Here is a 16,724-nt window from a genome sequence, read left to right as displayed (position 1 = left end):
ATGGCGCGCAAGTTGCTATCGGCCCCGGCACCACGAAGGAAAGCTGGAGGGATGCGCCATGTTCCAAGCCCTAGCTCCCGGCGCCGGCGAGCGCCCGTCGGCCACGGACCAGGAAGAGCCGCTGGACCTGGTCTTCCTCGAAGGCTTCCGCGGCCACACCGTCATCGGTATCTACGCCGGCGAACTGGATGAGCCTCAGCCGGTCGAGATCGACCTGTGCGCCGGCCGGCCCCGCGTGCGCGCCTGCGAGACCGACCGCATCGCCGACACCATGGACTATGGCGAGATCCGCGAGCGGCTGCACCGGCTGCTGCGCGAGCATGGCGTGCAATTGCTGGAAGCGTTGGCCGAGCAGGTGGCGCGCATCGTCATCGATGAATTCCATGCGCACTGGGTGCGCGTGCGCGTCGCCAAGCCGCGCAAGTTCGAGGACACGGCCGCCGTCGGCGTGGTGATCGAGCGCCGGCGCAGCCTGCCGTCGCTGGCCGCCTCCCGCGCCGCCACCTTGCGGCTCATCGGCCACGGCCTGGTCCCAGGGGGCCGCTAGCGATGCGGCTCGCGCTCGCGCCCGAAGCCGAAACACCGCTGCGCACCTGGCCCGCGGGACGCGTGCGTGTGCACGCGCCGGCGCGCCTCCACCTGGGTTTCCTGGACCCGGGCGCATCGCTCGGCCGCGCCTTCGGCAGCCTGGGCCTCGCGATCGCCGGGCCGGAAACGGCACTCGACCTCAGCCGCGCCGAAGCGGACTGCTTCGACGCCGCTCCCGGCTGCGCCGCGGCGCTGGAGCGCGCCCGCGCCCACCTCGAAACGCTGAGGCAGGCCACCGGCATGCGCGCGCCGGTCGCCTTGCGCTTGCGCAGTGCGCTGCCCGCCCACGTCGGCCTCGGCTCCGGCACCCAGCTGGCCGTGGCGCTGGGGCGCGCCTTCAGCGAGCTGTTCGGGCTGGACATGGAGAGCGCAAGAATCGCCGCGCTGCTGGGACGCGGCGCACGCTCCGGCGTGGGCATCGCCGCCTTCGACCAGGGCGGGCTGCTGCTCGATGGCGGTCCGCGGGCGGATGGCGGTCCGCCGGCGCTGCTGGCGCGCATCGCCTTGCCGCCAGCGTGGCGCGTGCTGCTCGTGCTCGATGCGCGCTTGCACGGGCTCAGCGGCGCCGCCGAGAAGGCGGCGCTGGCGCGGCTGGCGCCGTTGCCGCGCGAAGCCGCGGCCGAGATCTGCCACCAGGTGTTGATGCGCATCCTGCCGGGCGCCGCGGGCGCGGAGTTCGCGCCCTTTGCGGCGGGCATCACGCGCATGCAGGAAGTGCTGGGAGCCCATTTCGCCCCGGCGCAGGACGGCAGCGCCTTCACCAGCGCGGCGGCGGGACGGCTGCTGCGCTGGATGTCGGCACGCGCCGGCGCCGGCATCGGGCAGAGCTCGTGGGGCCCCGCCGGCTTCGCCATCCTGCCTTCGGAAGCGGCCGCGCGCGAGTTGCTGGCCGAAGCGCGCGCAGGCGGCCTGGTGGACCCGGCCCTGGACCTCCTCGTGACAGCCGCGCGCAACCACGGGGCGCTGGTGTCCGATGCGCGCGCGGGAGCTTGAAACCATGGAACGCCCTTACGTCCTCCACCTGTTCACGCCCGGCGCGCAGGTCAGTCCCTTCGACGTCAACATGGCGGCCGATGCCGGCTGGCAGATCCCGGTGCCCTATTGCCACGTGACGACGGACAACGTCGTGGCGCTCACGCAGGACGCGATCTTCTCGCGCGGCCCCAAGGGCGTCGCGCGCACCGGCCTGTTCATCGGTGGGCGCGACGTGCTGCTCGCCGACGACATGCTGCAATTGGCCCGCAAGGCGATGTTCCCGCCGTTCCAGGTCTCGGTGTGCGCCGACCCGAGCGGGGCGTACACGACGGCCGCGGCGCTGGTGGCTTGTACCGAGGCGTCGCTGGGAGGCGGCGGCCTGGCCGGATCGCAGGTGCTGCTGCTGGGCGGCACCGGGCCGGTGGGCCGCGTGGCGGCGGTGTTGTGCGCGCGCCGCGGGGCGCGCGTGACGTTGGGGAGCCAGCGCGGCCAGGCCGTGGCGGAAGAAGCTGCTTCCGCCACGGCCGCGCGCTTCGATGTCGTCTTGCAAGGCACCGGCACCGCGGGCGCGGGGCTGCGAGCCGCGCTGGCCGAAGCCGAGGTGGTGCTGGGCGTCGCCGGCGCCGGCGTGCAGGTGGCCAGCGAAACGGACCTGGCCGCAGCCAAGCGGCTGCGGGTTGCCGCCGACATCAACGCCGTGCCACCGGCCGGACTGGCCGGCGTCGGCGCGATGGACGACGCCAAGCCGCTGGCCGGGACGGCAGCGGTGGCGATCGGCGCGCTTGCCGTCGGCAACGTGAAGTACCAGGTCGAACACCGGATGCTCACGCGCATGCGCGAGGCCGAGCGGCCGGTGGTGTTCGGCTTCGCCGAGGCCTTCGAGCTGGCGCGCGAAGTGCTGGCCGAGAAGGGCCGCTGAGGGCCCCGGCATGCAGGGCACCCTCGTCGTCGCCGGGCTGTGGGTGCGGCCGCTGGCCGAATCGGCGCGCCAGGCCGGCTGGAAGGTGATCGCGCTCGACCTGTTCGGCGACACCGACACGCGCCGCGCCAGCATCCGCTGGGAGCGCATCGGCGAGCCCTCTTCCCTCGCGATCGCGCCGGCGCTGCTGCGCGATGCGCTGCACGACGCCGCGCGCGAGCCCGGCGTGGCCGGCTGGGTCGCCGGCAGCGGCTTCGAGGCGCTGACGGAAGAACTGGAGGCGCCCATCACGGGTCTGCCGCTGCTGGGCATGCCCGCCGCGGCGATCCGGCGCGTGCGCGACCCCGCCACTTTCTTCTCGCTGCTGGACGGCCTGCGGCTCGAACACCCGGAGGTTGCGCTCGAACCGCCCGCGGCGCCGGAAGGCTGGCTGGCCAAGAGCGCAGCCGGTTCCGGCGGCTGGCACATCCACCCGGCCGAAAACGGCGCACGGCCGGGCGGACGTGCGACCTACTGGCAGCGGATGCAGGTCGGCGTGCCGCTGTCGGCACTGTTCGTCGCGGACGGCCGGCGCGCCGTACTGGTGGCGCTGAACCGGCTGATCGTGCGGCCGCTGGGCGGCCTGCCCTTCGTCTACCACGGCGCGCTCGGGCCGATCCGCGATGCCGCGCTCACGCGCCACATGGAAGCGGCCCTCTCCGCGCTGGTGCCGGCGCTGGGGCTGCGCGGCCTCGCCAGCCTCGACTTCCTCGCCGACGGCAGCCATGCCTGGCTGCTGGAAATCAACGCGCGGCCGACGGCTACCATGGCGCTGCATCCCGGGGCGTGGCCGGGTGGCTTGATGCAGGCGCACGTGCAGGCCCTGCAGGGCGAACTGCCGCGGCAGCCGGCCTTCCATCCGGCCGGCCTGCGCGGTTGCCTCACGGTGTTCGCGGACCGTGCCTGCCGCATGGGCCTGGCACTGTCGGCGGAGCTCGCGCTGTCCGCCAACGCGCACGACGTGCCGGCCCCCGGCGCCTGCTTCGCCGAAGGCGAGCCGGTGTGCACCTTGAGCGGCGCGGGCGACAGCATGGAGGCGGTGCTGGCGGCGCTGGATGCGCGCGGCGCCCGCTTGCGCGAGCGCCTCGGCGCGCGCGAGGAGCTCGCGATATGAGCGGCGGCCCTGCCAGCGTCAACCAGCTCGCGCAACCCTTGCTGCAAGGCCTGTTGCGCGACGCCGGGCGCCTGCGCGTCAGTGCCACGCACGACGACGCCGGGGTGCAACTGCTGGACGCCGGCATCGCGGCAACGGGCGGTGTCGAGGCAGGCTTGCGCATCGCCGAACTGTGCATGGGTGGCCTGGGCGAAGTGCGCCTGGCCGCCGCTCCGCACGAAGGCTGGCCCGACTGGTTGCAGGTGCGCAGCTCGCAGCCGGTGCTGGCCTGCCTGGCCAGCCAGTATGCCGGCTGGAGCCTCGCGGCCAGCAAGGAGGAAACCGGCGGCAAGAAGTTCTTCGCGCTGGGTTCCGGGCCGGCGCGCGCGCTGGCTTGCAAGGAGCCGCTGTTCGAGGAGCTCGGTTACCGCGACACCAGCGAGCACGGCGTGCTGGTGCTCGAAGTCGACCGGCCGCCGCCGCCCGTGGTTGTCGCCAAGGTGCTGCGCGATTGCGCCCTCGCCGCCTCCGGCCTGGCGATCGTGCTGACGCCGACGGCCAGCCTGGCCGGCACGACGCAGGTCGTCGCCCGCGTGCTCGAGGTCGCGCTGCACCGCGCCCACCAGCTGGGTTTCCACCTGCCTGACATCATCGAAGGCAGCGGTTGCGCGCCGCTGCCCGCGCCGGGCGCCGACATGCTGCAGGCGATGGCCCGCACCAACGACGCCATCCTCTATGGCGGCCAGGTCCACCTGACGGTCAGTGGCGATGCCGACGCGGCGCGCGCGCTCGCGCTGGCCTTGCCGGCGGAGAACTCGCGCGACCACGGCCGCTCTTTCGGCGAACTGTTCGAGCAGGCCGGCTACGACTTCTACAAGCTGGACGGCGCCCTGTTCGCGCCGGCCGAGGTGTGGGTCAGCCATCTCGGTTCCGGCAAGACCTGGCATGCCGGCCGCCTGCACATGGAGCTGCTGCGGCAGTGGTGGCAAGCCGCATGACCGGCCTGCGCGTCGCCATCATGACCGACGAGACCGGCTGGCACACGCGCGAGCTGCTGCGCGCGCTGCGCGAGCGCGGCTGCACCGGCCGCTGCCTGGACCTGGCGCAATGCCGCATCGCGACCCCGCAAGCCTGGCACGGCCTGGTGTTGCCCGGCTTCGGCGATCGGCTGCCCGACGCCGTGCTGGTGCGCGGCATCGCCGGCGGCAGCTTCGAGCAGGTGACCAAGCGCCTGGGCGTGCTGCACGCGCTGCGCGAATTTGGCGTGCCGGTCTACAACGACGCGCGAGCCATCGAGCGCAGCGTCGACAAGTCGATGACCAGCCTGCTGCTGCACGCCGCCGGCGTGGCGACGCCGCCCACCTGGGCGACCGAGTCGCCGGCCGCCGCCGCGCAGCTGGTGCTGCGCGAGAGCGCCGCCGGCCGCGCGCTGGTGCTGAAGCCGCTGTTCGGCTCGCAGGGCCAGGGCCTGCAGCGGGTCGGTTGGGTCGACGGCACGCACGTGCCGCTGCCGCCGCTGGAAGGCGCCTATGGCGGGCTGGCCTACCTGCAGCGCTTCATTCCGCCACGCTCGCAGCCCGGGCACGACTGGCGCGTGCTGGTGGTGGGCGGCAGCGCCGTCGCCGCGATGCGGCGCGTCAGCGAGCACTGGGTGCACAACGTCGCCCAGGGCGCGCGCTGCGAGCCGCAGCCGCTCGCGCAAGGCGCCGGCCCGGAACTGGCCCGCTTGGCGGAAGCGGCCGCGCGCGCCCTGGACATGGACTATGCCGGCGTCGACCTGCTGCCCGATGCCGACGGGCCGACGGTGCTCGAAGTGAATGGCGTCGCGGCCTGGCAGGGCCTGCAGCGGGTCACGCCCTTCAACATCGCGCAGGCGCTGGTGCGCGATCTCGTGGAGCGCAAGTGCGCCCGCCCGCGGGCGCGGCTGCAGGCCTGAGCCCCATGGACGCGATCGCGGCCCGGGCAGAAGCCGGCCGCCAGGCCTTCCTCGCGGCCTGCGCGCTCGATGTGCAGGCGCGCAAGCCGGGCAACGTGAGCCTGGCCTCGCCGGGCCACGGCATGCAGGCCGCGCAGTTCCTGGCGAGCGCAGCGGCGGCCGCCGCTCCGATCAGCTCTGCGGGCTCGTCCACAGGCGAGCGCATCGAGGCGGCCGTGCGCGCCTCCTGGCAGGCGGCGGGCTGCAACACCAACCTGGGCATCGTGCTGCTCTGCGCACCGCTGCTCGCGGCCTTCGAGCACTGCGGCGGCGGCGTCACCCTGCGTGAAGCCCTGGACGCCGTGCTGCAGGGCCTGAACCTCGCCGACGCCCGCGCGGCCTATCGCGCGATTGCGCTGGCCCGGCCCGGCGGCCTGGGCAGCGCGCCGCAACAGGACGTGAATGCAGCACCCACCGTGAACCTGCGCGAGGCCATGGCGCTCGCCGCCGGCCGCGACCGCATCGCGCACCAGTACCTGCATGCGCACGCGGATGTGTTCGAGCTGGGAGCACCGGCGTTCCGCGCGGCGGGCGGCGGAACCTGCGGCATGCAGTCTGCCTTCCTGGAGTTCCTCGCCGCCTTTCCCGACTCACACATTGTGCGAAAGCAGGGCGAAGCGATGGCGCAATGTGTCATGCGCGAGGCAGCTCCGTGGCGCGAGCGCGCGCGCCGCGCCGAGCCCCTGGATGGCGATGCGGCCTTCGCGCGCTGGGACGAAGACCTCAAGTCCAGGGGGCTCAATCCCGGGACCAGCGCAGACCTCGCGGTGGCCACGGCGCTGGCCGCGGAACTGACCCTATCGTTTCCCCTGAGCGGACCCGGCATGGAATATGTGTGAGCGCCTTGATGCGCGCGGCAGGTGGCTGCGCGCTGCCACTGCCAAACCCCGTTCCGGAGGAGCACACATGGCCAAGATCGACCGCTTGCTGGTTGGAGAGTCCCTCGTCGGCGAGGGCAACGAGGTCGCCCACATCGACCTCATCATCGGCCCGCGCGGGTCGCCGGCCGAAAGCGCGTTCGCCCACGCCCTGACGAACAACAAGGACGGCTTCACGTCCCTGCTGGCCGTGGTGGCGCCGAACCTGCTGGCCAAGCCGGCCACCGTGATGTTCAACAAGGTGACCATCAAGGGCGCCAAGCAGGCCGTGCAGATGTTCGGCCCGGCGCAGCACGCGGTCGCACTGGCGGTGGCCGACTGCGTCGAGGACGGCACGATTCCCAAGGACGAGGCCGACGACCTGTTCATCTGCGTCGGCGTGTTCATCCACTGGCAGGCCGAGGATGACAAGAAGATCCAGGAATACAACTACCGCGCCACCAAGGAATCGATCAAGCGGGCGGTGGCCCGCGAACCGAGCGCCGCCGAAGTCGTGGCGAAGAAGGCCAGCGTGGCCCACCCGTTCCAGGCGGCCGGTTGATCCCCGATCTGCACCAGGAAGGAGACAGAGCTATGGATGCGAGACGCGTTCCCTGGCGGCAATGCCTTGCCGCCGTCCTGTTCGTCCTGCCGGCGCTGGCGCAAGCCAACGCCGACGTGGAGAAGAACATCGCCGACCCGAAGAACTGGGCCATGCAGGCCGGCGACATGTACAACCAGCGATACAGCAAGCTGAACCAGATCAACACCGGCAACGTCGGCAAGATGCAGGTCGCGTGGACCTTCTCCACCGGCGTGCTGCGTGGCCACGAGGGTTCGCCCCTGGTGATCGGCGACATGATGTACCTGCACTCGCCCTTCCCCAACAAGGTGTTCGCGATCGACCTGAACCAGCAGAAGATCGTCTGGAAGTACGAGCCCAAGCAGGACCCGGCGGTGATCCCGCAGATGTGCTGCGACACCGTCAACCGCGGCCTGGCCTATGCCGAAGGCAAGGTGTTCCTGCAGCAGGCCGACAGCACGCTGGTGGCCTTCGACGCCAAGACCGGCAAGGTGGTCTGGTCGGTGAAGAACGGCGACCCGAAGCTGGGCGCCGTGAACACCAACGCGCCGCACGTGTTCAAGGACAAGGTCATCACCGGCATCAGCGGCGGCGAATGGGGCGTGCGCGGCTTCGTCGCGGCCTACGACATCAATACCGGCAAGCAGGTCTGGAAGGCCTACAGCGTCGGCCCGGACGCCGAGATGCTGTTCGATCCCGCCAAGACCATGACCTGGACCGACGGCAAGATGGCGCCGGTGGGCGCGAACTCGTCGCTGAAGACCTGGCAGGGCGACCAGTGGAAGATCGGCGGCGGCACCACCTGGGGCTGGTACAGCTACGACAAGGCCACCAATACGATGTACTACGGCTCGGGCAACCCGTCCACCTGGAACCCGGCGCAGCGCCCGGGCGACAACAAGTGGTCGATGACCATCTTCGCGCGCGACGTCGACACGGGCCAGGCCAAGTGGGTCTACCAGATGACGCCGTATGACGAGTGGGACTTCGACGGCATCAACGAGATGATCCTGGCCGACATCAACGTGAAGGGCCAGCCGCGCAAGGCGCTGGTGCACTTCGACCGTAACGGCTTCGGCTACACGCTGGACCGCGTGACGGGCGAACTGCTGGTCGCCGAGAAGTATGACCCGCAGGTGAACTGGGCCACGAACGTCGACATGCGCACCGGTCGCCCGCAGGTGGTGAAGAAGTACTCCACGGCTTCCGGCGGTCCCGACGTCAACACCAAGGGCATCTGCCCGGCGGCGCTGGGCAGCAAGGACCAGCAACCCGCCAGTTTCGACCCGAACACCAAGCTGTTCTACGTGCCCACCAACCACGTGTGCATGGACTACGAGCCGTTCAAGGTCGAATACACGGCCGGCCAGCCCTACGTGGGCGCCACCCTGTCGATGTTCCCGGCGCCGAACAGCCACGGCGGCATGGGCAACTACATCGCCTGGGACGCGGGCACCGGCAAGATCGTGCAGAGCCACCCGGAGAAGTTCTCGGTCTGGAGCGGCGCGCTCAACACCGCGGGCGGCCTGTCCTGCTACGGCACGCTGGAAGGCTACATGAAGTGCGTGGATGCCAAGGACATCAACAAGGAACTGTTCAAGTTCAAGACCCCGTCGGGCATCATCGGCAACGTGTTCACCTATGAGCACGCCGGCAAGCAATACATCGGCGTGTTCTCCGGCATCGGCGGCTGGGCCGGCATCGGCATGGCGGCGGGCCTGGAGAAGGACACCGACGGCCTCGGCGCGGTGGGTGGCTATCGCGAACTGAACCAGTACACCGAACTGGGCGGCTCGCTGACCGTCTTCACGCTGCCGAACTGATGTCTCGCACCACCCGCGGCCTGCTGATCGCGTTGTACCTGGCCGCGGGGAGTGCCGCGGCCCAGGCGCCCGCGCCGGGCGATACGCCGTACAAGGTCGTCGACGGCTACAAGGTCGACGCCTTCACCATGACCGGCTTCCGCACCTGGCGCGCGGCCGCCTGCGACCGCTGCCACGGGGCCAACCAGGAAGGCCTGGTCGGCCCCTCGCTGGTGGAAAGCCTGAAGACCCTGTCCAAGGAGGATTTCGTCAAGACCGTGACGAACGGGCGATTGGACAAGGGCATGGTCAGCTTCGCGACCAACCAGACGGTCATGACCAACATCGATGCGCTGTATGCGTACCTGAAGGGCCGCTCCGACGGCGCCATCACGCGCGCGAAGGTGGAGCCGATGCCATGACGAAAGCCGCCTGGGCGATGCTCGTGCCTGCGGTCCTGGTTTGCGCGGGCGGCGCAGCGCGGGCCCAGCCCGCGCCGGACGAGGCCCGCACAGCCTTCCGTGTCTGCCAGGACCCGAACAACCTGCCCTTCTCCAACGTGCAGGGCGAAGGCTTCGAGAACAAGATCGCCGAACTGTTCGCACACGATCTCGGGCTGCCGCTCGACTACTTCTCCTTCCCCAACCGGCTCGCCTTCATCCGCAACACGCTGCGCTACAAGCTGCCGGACCAGCCCTATCGCTGCGACGTCGTGCTGGGCGTGCCGGCGGACTTCGACCAGGTCTCGGCCACCAAGCCCTACTACCGCTCGACCTACGTCCTGGTGTTTCCCAAGGGCCGCGGACTGGACGCGCTGCGCGGCTCGGACGACCTGCTGGCGCTCGCGCCCGACAAGCTGCGGGCCCTGCGCATCGGCGTCGGCGACCGTTCTCCGGGCTCGCTGTGGCTGGCACGCCATGAGCTGCTGGAAAGCGGCGTGCCCTACCCGGTGATGAGTCCCGACCCGGACGCGTATCCGGGCCAGATCATCGAGCGCGACCTCGCGCAGGGCAAGATCGACGCCGCCATCGTGTGGGGGCCGATCGCCGGCTATTTCGCCAAGCGGGTGCGCTCGCCCGAACTGGTGCTGGTGCCGATGAAGTCCGAGCCCGGCCTGCCCTTCGACTACGCGATCGCGATGGGCGTGCGCTATGGCGAGCCGGCCTGGAAGCAGCAGATCGAGGGCCTGCTCGTGAAGCATCGCGAGGCCATCCTGGCCATCCTGCGCGAGTACAACGTGCCGCTGGTCGCGCCGCCGGCGGCCACGGCCAGCCAGTGAGGGGCGGCGGCATGCGGCGGGCGCTGTTCGCCTTGCTGCTGGCCTGCGCCGCGGCGTCGGCCGCCGCACAGGACCCGGCGGTTGCGCCGTCGGAAGCGGAGCGCCTGCTGTTCCTGCAGGAACACCTGGCCAACGTGTCCCGGCCGCGCGTCCTGCGCTTCCGGTACGAGGAGGATGCCCCCGGCAAGGCGCGCGTGAGCGACGCCGCCGTGTTCACGCTGCGGATGCGCGAGGGCGGACCCTGTTGCGACGTGCACGGCGAGTACCTCTCCGGCGCGATGGCCGTGAACCTGCCGGACTTCACCGCCGCCCGCGCCAACCCTGTGGTGCTGTACTTCCTCGAAGGCGAGGTGCGCCGCCTGGAGCGCAGCACGGGCGGCCAGGCGGCCCATTTCCGCCGCCAGCTCCGCATCGCGCTCGCCGAGACCGCCGCCGTCAGCGACTCCAGCATCCAGTGGGACGCGCAGGCGCGACCAGCCCGCACGGTGCGCGTGGTTCCCTTCGCCAGGGATCCTTTCCGCGCCCGCTTCGCCGACCAGGCGGACATCGAATATGCCTTCGTGCTGTCCGACGCCGTGCCGGGCGGCGTTTACCAGATGAGCGCCACGCTGCCCGGGGCCGGCGCGCCCCGGGCCCGCCGCACGCTCACCCTCGAGGAGGACAAGCGATGAAATGCCTGCGCTGGATCGCCGCGGCTGCCCTGGCGCTGCCAGCGTGGGCCCAGGCCTTCGACTACCCGACCTCGGAGCGCGTCGTGTTCGTCGAAGCCTGCATGCGCGAGAACCCTGGCCACTACTACGAGATGCTGAACAAGTGCTCCTGCGTCATCGACACCCTCGCGCGCGAGCTGCCCTACGACGACTTCGTCACCATGAACACGATCGCCAACGCCAACACCATCGGCGGCGAGCGCGGCTCCGCGGTGCGCGACGTCGAGCCCCTGCAGGTGCAACTGCGCAAGTTCCGGCAGCTGCAGACGCAGGCGCGCAAGAGCTGCATGATCGGCCTCGATGCGCCGCGCTGACGAACTGCTGCACGACTGGCGCGAGCGCGCCCTGCGCGTCGAGGACGGCGTCGCCCGCGCGGTGGTCGGCCAGGCCGGCACGCTGCGCATGATCAACGTCGCCCTGTTCGCGCGCGGCCACGTGCTGCTGGAAGGCGACGTCGGCGTCGGCAAGACCACCGTGCTGCGGGCCTTCGCGCGCGCCATCGGTGGCGCCTTCGAGCGCGTCGAGGGCACGGTCGACCTCATGCCCGGCGACCTCGTCTACCACACCTACGTCGACGACCAGGGCCAGCCGCGCATCGAGCCCGGCCCGTTGCTGCGCCACGGCGATGCGCTCGCCACCTTCTTCTTCAACGAGGTCAACCGGGCCCGCCCGCAGGTGCAGGCGCTACTGCTGCGGGCGATGGCTGAGCGCAGCGTGACGGCCTTCAACCGCGAGTACCGCTTCCCGCACCTGACGGTGTTCGCCGACCGCAACCGGCTCGAGCGCGAGGAGACCTTCGAACTGCCCGCCGCCGCCCGCGACCGCTTCCTGTTCGAGCTGCGCATGGCCGCGCCCACCGATGAGGCAGCGCGCCACGCGATCGTGTTCGATCCCGCCTTCCACGACACCGAGGCCTTGCTGGAGCGCGTGGAGCCGGGCATCGTCGCCGCTAGCGAGCTGAACGACATCGCCGCGCAGATCCAGGCGAGCGTAGTCGCCAGCGAGGCCTTGCAGCGCTACGTGATGGACCTGTGGGAAGCCACGCAGGCGCCGCAACGCTTCGGCGTGGCCATCGAAGGCGTGGAGATGGACCGGCTGATGCTGGCCGGCGCCAGCCCGCGCGGAACGATGGCGCTGGTGCGCGCGGCACGCGTCGTCGCCTGGCTGGCCGGCCGCACGCACGTGGTGCCGGACGACGTCACGGCGGTGTTCTCCGCCGTGATGGGGCACCGCCTGTTCTTCTCGCCGCTGTACGAGATGCGCCGGGCGCAGATCGCCGAGGCCCTGACGGCGCAGCTGCTGCAGCAGGTGCCGACGCCGCGCTGAGGGCGCCATGGACGACGTCCAGGAGTTCCGCTACCGCGCGCCGCAGCGCGTGCCCGGCTGGCGCGCTGGCACCCATGCCGGTACCGCACCGGGCGCCGGGCTGGAGTTCGCCAATCACCTGCGCCTGCAGGACTATCCGGACCCGCGCCGGCTCGACCTGCGCGCCAGCATCGCCAGCCTGCGGCGCGAATGGCTCGTGCGCGTGAACCGCCAGCGTTCGGCGCTGACGGTGCGCCTGCTGGTCGACGTCTCCGCTTCCATGCGCTTCGGCACGCCGTCCAAGCTGGAGGTGGTGGCGGGCTTCGCGCGGGCGCTGGGCCACAGCGCCTTCCGCGTGGGCGACGCAGTGGGGATGGCGGCATTCGACCGCAGCGAGCGGCCGGAGCTGCGTGTCGCGGCCTGGCGGCATCGCGGCATGGGCGAGATGCTGGCATCGCTGCTGCTACAAAGCCGCGGCGGCGCCGGCGGCATCGAAGGTCTGCGCGAGGCCGCCGCGCTGCTGGCCGGACGCAGCGGCATCGTGTTCCTGGTGTCCGACTTCCAGTGGCCGCTGGCCGGGCTGGGCGAAGTGCTGGATGGACTGGCGCCTGCCCATATCGCGCCGCTGGTGGTCTGGGACGCCGCGGAGGTGGAACCGCCCGCAACTGACGGCCTCGCCATGCTGCGGGACGCGGAGAGTGGCCGCAGCCGCACACTGTGGCTGCGGCCGGCGCTGCGCGCGCGCTGGCGGGAGGCCGTCCATGAAAAGCGCAGCGCGCTGGACCGCATGTTCGGCGCGCGCGGGCTGCGCCCCTTCTACCTGCAGGGTGGCTTCGATGCCCAGGCCCTGGGCAACCATCTCTGCGAGGCGGAAGCATGAGGGCCGCGCTCTCCGCCATGCTGTTGGCGCTGGCCTGCGCGGGCGCGCTCGCGCAGCAGCGCGATGCGGTCGTGGAGCAGCCACGGCCCTTCGGCTACACGGTAGGCGACATCGCCACGCAACGCGTGCTGCTGCCCGAGGGCTCCACGCCGGCCGCGCTGCCCGAGGCGGCGCGCGCCAGCGCCTGGCTGGAACGCCGGCCGGCGCGCATCGAACGCGGCGCAGACGGCCGGCGCTGGCTGGTGGTGGAGTACCAGGTGGTGAATGCGCCGCGGGCACTAGCCACGATCACCGTGCCGGCCTGGGACCTTGCCGGCACGCCGCCGCTGCGCGTCGCGGCCACGGGGATCAGCGTCGGCCCCTTGACCGCGCCGGTCGAGGCGGGCCAGGCCTTGCCCTTGCGGCCTGATCGGCCCGCATCTGCCATCGCCACCGCGCCCATCGAGCGGCGGCTCTGGCTCTGGTCGGGCGTGCTGGCGATGGCCCTGGCGGCGTGGCTGGCCTACGCCGCATGGAACGCCTGGCGCGACCGCAACGCCCTGCCCTTCGGCCGCGCACTGCGCGAACTGCGCGGGAAAGCGGGCGTTCCGATGGCGGCCCATGTCGCCCTGCACCACGCCTTCGACCGCACGGCCGGCCAGGTCGTGCAGGCGGGCACGCTCGCGGCTCTCTTCCAGCGGGCGCCCTGGCTGCAGGCGCTGCGGCCGCAGATCGAGCGCTTCTACGCGCAATCGGCCGGACTGTTCTTCGGCAGCGGCCTGCCCGCGGATGCCGTGTCGCCGCAGGCGCTGTGCCGGCAATTGCACCGGCTGGAACGGCGGCACGTCGCATGAGTCCGCTGCTCGCTTTCGCGCAGCCCTGGGCCCTGGTGCTGCTGCCGCTGGCCCTGCTGCCGCTGCTGGCGGCGCGCCGCGATGCGCTCGCCTTCTCGCACCTGCCCTGGCTGCCGGCGGACCGGGCCGGCACGGTGCTCGGCTGGGTTTCGCGCGTACTCGCCGCGCTCGCGATCCTCGCGACGGCGCTGGCGCTGGCGGGACCGCAGCGGCCCGAAAGCTTCGTGCAGCGCACCGGCCGCGGCGCCGAGGTCGTGCTGCTGATCGACCGCAGCCGCAGCATGGACGAACGCATGGTGCCGGCCGACTGGCGCACGATCGATCCGCTGAACCTGCGCTACCAGGCGCAGTCGCGCGGCGAGCCCAAAGGCAAGGTCGCGCGCGAGCTGCTGGCCCGCTTTGTCGCCGAGCGGCGGGACGACCGCTTCTCGCTGATGTTCTTCAGCACCAACCCGATCCGCATCGTGCGCTTCACGCAGCATGACGCCGTGGTGCAGGCGGGCATCACGGCCGGCGGCATCGGCCGCGGGCTGTCGGATACCGAGGTCGGACGGGCGCTGGCCGCTGCCATCGCCGAGTTCGACCAGCGCGCCTACACCGGCAGCCGCATCGTGCTGCTGGTCTCCGACGGCGGCGCCCGCCTCGATGCGGCCACCAGGCAGCGCCTGCGCACGGCGGCCCTGCGCAATCGCGTTGCGCTGGCGTGGATCTACCTGCGCTCGGTCAACGGGCCGAAGCTCGACACGCCCGGAGAGGCCGCCGAGGCCGTACCCGAGGTCGCCCTGCACCGCTTCTTCCAGACCTTGCCGGGCGGCTACCGCTCGTACGAGGCCGAGGACCCGGCGGGCCTGGCGCGCGCGGTGGCCGACGTCGGCCGCCAGCAGAATTTCCCCCTCGACTACAGCGAACGCGTGCCACGCCGCGACCTCACCCGCGTCGCGCTGGCCTTCGCAGCCGTGTGCTGCGCGCTGCTGCTGGCGCTGCGGGCCTTGACCCTGGGAGCCTGGCGATGAAGCGGCGCACCGTGCATCTCGCATTCGCGCTGGCCAGCCTGGCCCTGGCTGTGCCCGTTGTGCTGCAGGCCTTGCGGCTGCAGCAGGCGGTGACGGTCAACCGCGCGATCGCCCAGGCAGCCGACCCGGCTACGCAGGCCGGCGACTTCGCCGAGGCCCGCTTCGCGCATGCGCAGGCCCTGGCGCGCACCGGCGGCTACGAAGCGGCGCTGGCCGCGCACAAGGCGCTGGTCCAGCGCGAAAGCGGCCCTTTGCGCGCGGCCGCCCTCTACAACCTGGGCAACCTGCACCTGCGGCAGGCCCTGCGCATCGGGGCGGGCGAGGCGCTGCCGCTGGTGGAACTGGCCAAGCAAGGCTACCGCGATGCGCTGCGCGCCGATCCCGGCGACTGGGACGCCCGCTACAACCTCGAGCGCGCCCTCGCGCTTTCGCCCGAGATCGACACCCAGGTCGACGAGGACCAGGAGCCGCCGGTGGTCGAGCGCGAGCGCACCATCACCACGGCGCCGGCAATGCGCACCGACCTGCCATGAAGTGGCCCGCCCGCCTGCAGCCCCGCGGCGCCGGCGCGTTGCTGGCCGCGACCTTGCTGCTCGTCGTCGCGCTCGTGCTGCCGGCCGTGACCTTGCCGCTGCAGCGCAGCGAGACCCTCGTCGTGTTCGACATCACGCAAAGCATGGACGTGGAGGACATGCAGCTAGCTGGCGCGCCGGCCAGCCGCCTCGCCTTCGCGCGCGAGTCCGCGCGGCGGGCGCTGCGCGCGCTGCCCTGCGGCACGCGCGTGGGCTGGGCGGCCTTCACCGAATACCGCACCCTCGTGCTGCTGGCGCCGATCGAGGTCTGCGAGAACTACAGCGACCTGCTGGCGACGCTGGCCGAGATCGACGGCCGCATCCGCTGGGGCAATGCCAGCGAGGTGGCCAAGGGCGTGTTCTGGGCGGTGCGCGCGGCGCGCGAGCTGGGCAAGCAGACCTCGATCGTCTTCCTCACCGACGGCCAGGAGGCGCCGCTGCTCGAGGCCTTGCCGCGCTTCGACGACGTGAAAGCCGGCGAGGTGCATGGCTGGCTGCTGGGCGTCGGCGGCAGCGTGCCGCAGCCGATCCCGCGCACCGATGCCGAAGGCCAGCGCGTCGGCTACTGGCGCGCCGCCGACATCCTGCAGCCGCCCGGCTCGCACGAGCACCTGTCGGAGCTGCGCGAGCCGCACCTGCGCATGCTTGCCAGCCGCACCGGCATGGCCTACGCCACGCTGCGCGATCCGCAGGCGCTGGCCGGCTTGATGCGCGACGCCAGCCTGGCCCACCGGGTGCCGGTGCCGGTCGACCTGTACGCCGTCCCGGCGGCGCTGGCGCTGCTGCTGCTGGCGTGGCAGTTCCGCCCCGCCAGGCCGCGCCGCTTCAGCCGTACTTGACGTAGGTGAAGCGCGGGTCGTCGGGCGTGCCTTCCAGGGCGCCGCCAGGCTCGGGACGCCACAGCACGACGTCCTCGATCTTGCGCGCCAGTTCGAAGTCCTTGTCGGTGACGCCCTTGGCGGCGTGGTTCACCAGCTTGACGATGACGAAGGCGTACGAGACGTTGAGGTCCGGGTGGTGCCAGGCGGCCTCCGCAAGGTGGCCCACGGTGTTCACCACCATCAGCGTGGCTTTCCAGCCGCTGGTCTTGTACTTGCGCCGGATCCAGCCGTCCTCGTAATACCAGGCCGGCAGCTCGGACACGAGCCGCTCCTTGATTTCGTCGGGTGAGTAGACCTCGCCGGGGGAATTCTTGCGCCACTTGGCCATGGGGGCCTCCTTCGGATGCGCGGAGGCCCAGCATATTCCGTGCGCGCGACTCACACTTTTTTCTTCGGCCTTCCGCCAACAACTACCGCCCG

Annotated in this window: 20 protein-coding genes; 19 read left to right on the top strand and 1 reads right to left on the bottom strand. The window is 71.7% G+C overall.

Annotated features, from left to right (window positions below; genetic code table 11):
* Positions 1 to 58: 58 nt before the first annotated feature.
* The 19 genes from HHL11_RS17680 to HHL11_RS17590 all read left to right on the top strand — a co-directional run bounded on the left by HHL11_RS17680 (position 59) and on the right by HHL11_RS17590 (position 16,262).
* Positions 59 to 547, top strand: a complete 489-nt coding sequence (locus HHL11_RS17680; protein WP_205964300.1) for a dihydroneopterin aldolase — start codon at positions 59 to 61, stop codon at positions 545 to 547.
* A 2-nt stretch (positions 548 to 549) separates the two neighbouring features.
* Positions 550 to 1,581, top strand: a complete 1,032-nt coding sequence (locus HHL11_RS17675; RefSeq protein WP_169419670.1) for a beta-ribofuranosylaminobenzene 5'-phosphate synthase family protein — start codon at positions 550 to 552, stop codon at positions 1,579 to 1,581.
* Between the two features lie 4 nt (positions 1,582 to 1,585).
* Entirely contained in the window at positions 1,586 to 2,482 is an 897-nt protein-coding gene (locus tag HHL11_RS17670) for an NAD(P)-dependent methylenetetrahydromethanopterin dehydrogenase (protein WP_169419669.1), read from the top strand.
* Between the two features lie 10 nt (positions 2,483 to 2,492).
* Positions 2,493 to 3,635 (top strand): ATP-grasp domain-containing protein, encoded by a 1,143-nt coding sequence (locus tag HHL11_RS17665; protein ID WP_169419668.1) that lies wholly within the window; start codon positions 2,493 to 2,495, stop codon positions 3,633 to 3,635.
* Positions 3,632 to 4,612 carry a methenyltetrahydromethanopterin cyclohydrolase gene (gene mch / locus HHL11_RS17660; protein ID WP_169419667.1) on the top strand — a complete coding sequence of 327 codons (981 nt, stop codon included), beginning with the start codon at positions 3,632 to 3,634 and terminating at the stop codon, positions 4,610 to 4,612. Before HHL11_RS17665 ends, mch begins: the two co-directional genes overlap by 4 nt.
* Entirely contained in the window at positions 4,609 to 5,550 is a 942-nt protein-coding gene (locus HHL11_RS17655; RefSeq protein WP_169420085.1) for an ATP-grasp domain-containing protein, read from the top strand. The genes mch and HHL11_RS17655 overlap by 4 nt, the downstream gene beginning before the upstream one ends.
* Positions 5,517 to 6,428 (top strand): triphosphoribosyl-dephospho-CoA synthase, encoded by a 912-nt coding sequence (locus HHL11_RS17650; protein ID WP_342593231.1) that lies wholly within the window; start codon positions 5,517 to 5,519, stop codon positions 6,426 to 6,428. Before HHL11_RS17655 ends, HHL11_RS17650 begins: the two co-directional genes overlap by 34 nt.
* A gap of 67 nt (positions 6,429 to 6,495) precedes the next feature.
* Positions 6,496 to 7,008 carry a formaldehyde-activating enzyme gene (gene fae / locus HHL11_RS17645; protein ID WP_169419666.1) on the top strand — a complete coding sequence of 171 codons (513 nt, stop codon included), beginning with the start codon at positions 6,496 to 6,498 and terminating at the stop codon, positions 7,006 to 7,008.
* A 32-nt stretch (positions 7,009 to 7,040) separates the two neighbouring features.
* Positions 7,041 to 8,852: a methanol/ethanol family PQQ-dependent dehydrogenase gene (locus HHL11_RS17640; RefSeq protein WP_169419665.1), complete on the top strand. Its 1,812-nt coding sequence runs from the start codon at positions 7,041 to 7,043 to the stop codon at positions 8,850 to 8,852.
* The gene (locus HHL11_RS17635; protein ID WP_169419664.1) at positions 8,852 to 9,253 is read left to right on the top strand and encodes a c-type cytochrome; all 402 of its coding nucleotides are present in this window, start codon (positions 8,852 to 8,854) and stop codon (positions 9,251 to 9,253) included. The genes HHL11_RS17640 and HHL11_RS17635 overlap by 1 nt, the downstream gene beginning before the upstream one ends.
* Complete coding sequence (locus HHL11_RS17630; protein ID WP_169419662.1) at positions 9,250 to 10,110, top strand: substrate-binding domain-containing protein; 861 nt, start codon at positions 9,250 to 9,252, stop codon at positions 10,108 to 10,110. Before HHL11_RS17635 ends, HHL11_RS17630 begins: the two co-directional genes overlap by 4 nt.
* 11 nt (positions 10,111 to 10,121) lie before the next feature.
* Positions 10,122 to 10,781, top strand: coding sequence for a hypothetical protein (locus tag HHL11_RS17625; protein WP_169419660.1), 660 nt, complete (start codon positions 10,122 to 10,124; stop codon positions 10,779 to 10,781).
* Positions 10,778 to 11,134 (top strand): hypothetical protein, encoded by a 357-nt coding sequence (locus HHL11_RS17620; RefSeq protein ID WP_169419658.1) that lies wholly within the window; start codon positions 10,778 to 10,780, stop codon positions 11,132 to 11,134. Before HHL11_RS17625 ends, HHL11_RS17620 begins: the two co-directional genes overlap by 4 nt.
* On the top strand, positions 11,121 to 12,146 hold the full coding sequence (locus HHL11_RS17615; RefSeq protein WP_169419656.1) for an AAA family ATPase: 1,026 nt from the start codon (positions 11,121 to 11,123) through the stop codon (positions 12,144 to 12,146). The genes HHL11_RS17620 and HHL11_RS17615 overlap by 14 nt, the downstream gene beginning before the upstream one ends.
* A 7-nt stretch (positions 12,147 to 12,153) precedes the next feature.
* Positions 12,154 to 13,005 (top strand): DUF58 domain-containing protein, encoded by an 852-nt coding sequence (locus tag HHL11_RS17610; protein ID WP_169419654.1) that lies wholly within the window; start codon positions 12,154 to 12,156, stop codon positions 13,003 to 13,005.
* The gene (locus HHL11_RS17605) at positions 13,002 to 13,838 is read left to right on the top strand and encodes a calcium incorporation protein MxaA (RefSeq protein ID WP_169419652.1); all 837 of its coding nucleotides are present in this window, start codon (positions 13,002 to 13,004) and stop codon (positions 13,836 to 13,838) included. Before HHL11_RS17610 ends, HHL11_RS17605 begins: the two co-directional genes overlap by 4 nt.
* Positions 13,835 to 14,851 (top strand): vWA domain-containing protein, encoded by a 1,017-nt coding sequence (locus HHL11_RS17600; RefSeq protein WP_169419650.1) that lies wholly within the window; start codon positions 13,835 to 13,837, stop codon positions 14,849 to 14,851. Before HHL11_RS17605 ends, HHL11_RS17600 begins: the two co-directional genes overlap by 4 nt.
* The gene (locus HHL11_RS17595; protein WP_169419648.1) at positions 14,848 to 15,384 is read left to right on the top strand and encodes an MxaK protein; all 537 of its coding nucleotides are present in this window, start codon (positions 14,848 to 14,850) and stop codon (positions 15,382 to 15,384) included. Before HHL11_RS17600 ends, HHL11_RS17595 begins: the two co-directional genes overlap by 4 nt.
* Positions 15,381 to 16,262 carry a vWA domain-containing protein gene (locus HHL11_RS17590; RefSeq protein ID WP_169419647.1) on the top strand — a complete coding sequence of 294 codons (882 nt, stop codon included), beginning with the start codon at positions 15,381 to 15,383 and terminating at the stop codon, positions 16,260 to 16,262. Before HHL11_RS17595 ends, HHL11_RS17590 begins: the two co-directional genes overlap by 4 nt.
* Here the strand turns inward: HHL11_RS17590 and HHL11_RS17585 are convergent.
* A complete protein-coding gene (locus HHL11_RS17585; RefSeq protein ID WP_169419645.1) occupies positions 16,249 to 16,632 on the bottom strand; it encodes a 4a-hydroxytetrahydrobiopterin dehydratase in 384 nt (127 codons plus the stop codon). The two genes, HHL11_RS17590 and HHL11_RS17585, sit on opposite strands and share 14 nt — an antisense overlap.
* Positions 16,633 to 16,724: the final 92 nt, after the last annotated feature.

Source organism: Ramlibacter agri, assembly GCF_012927085.1.
GTDB classification, from domain to species: Bacteria; Pseudomonadota; Gammaproteobacteria; order Burkholderiales; family Burkholderiaceae_C; genus Ramlibacter; species Ramlibacter agri.
Note: the sequence above shows the minus strand (reverse complement) of the source record. Positions and strands in the feature narration are given on the sequence as shown.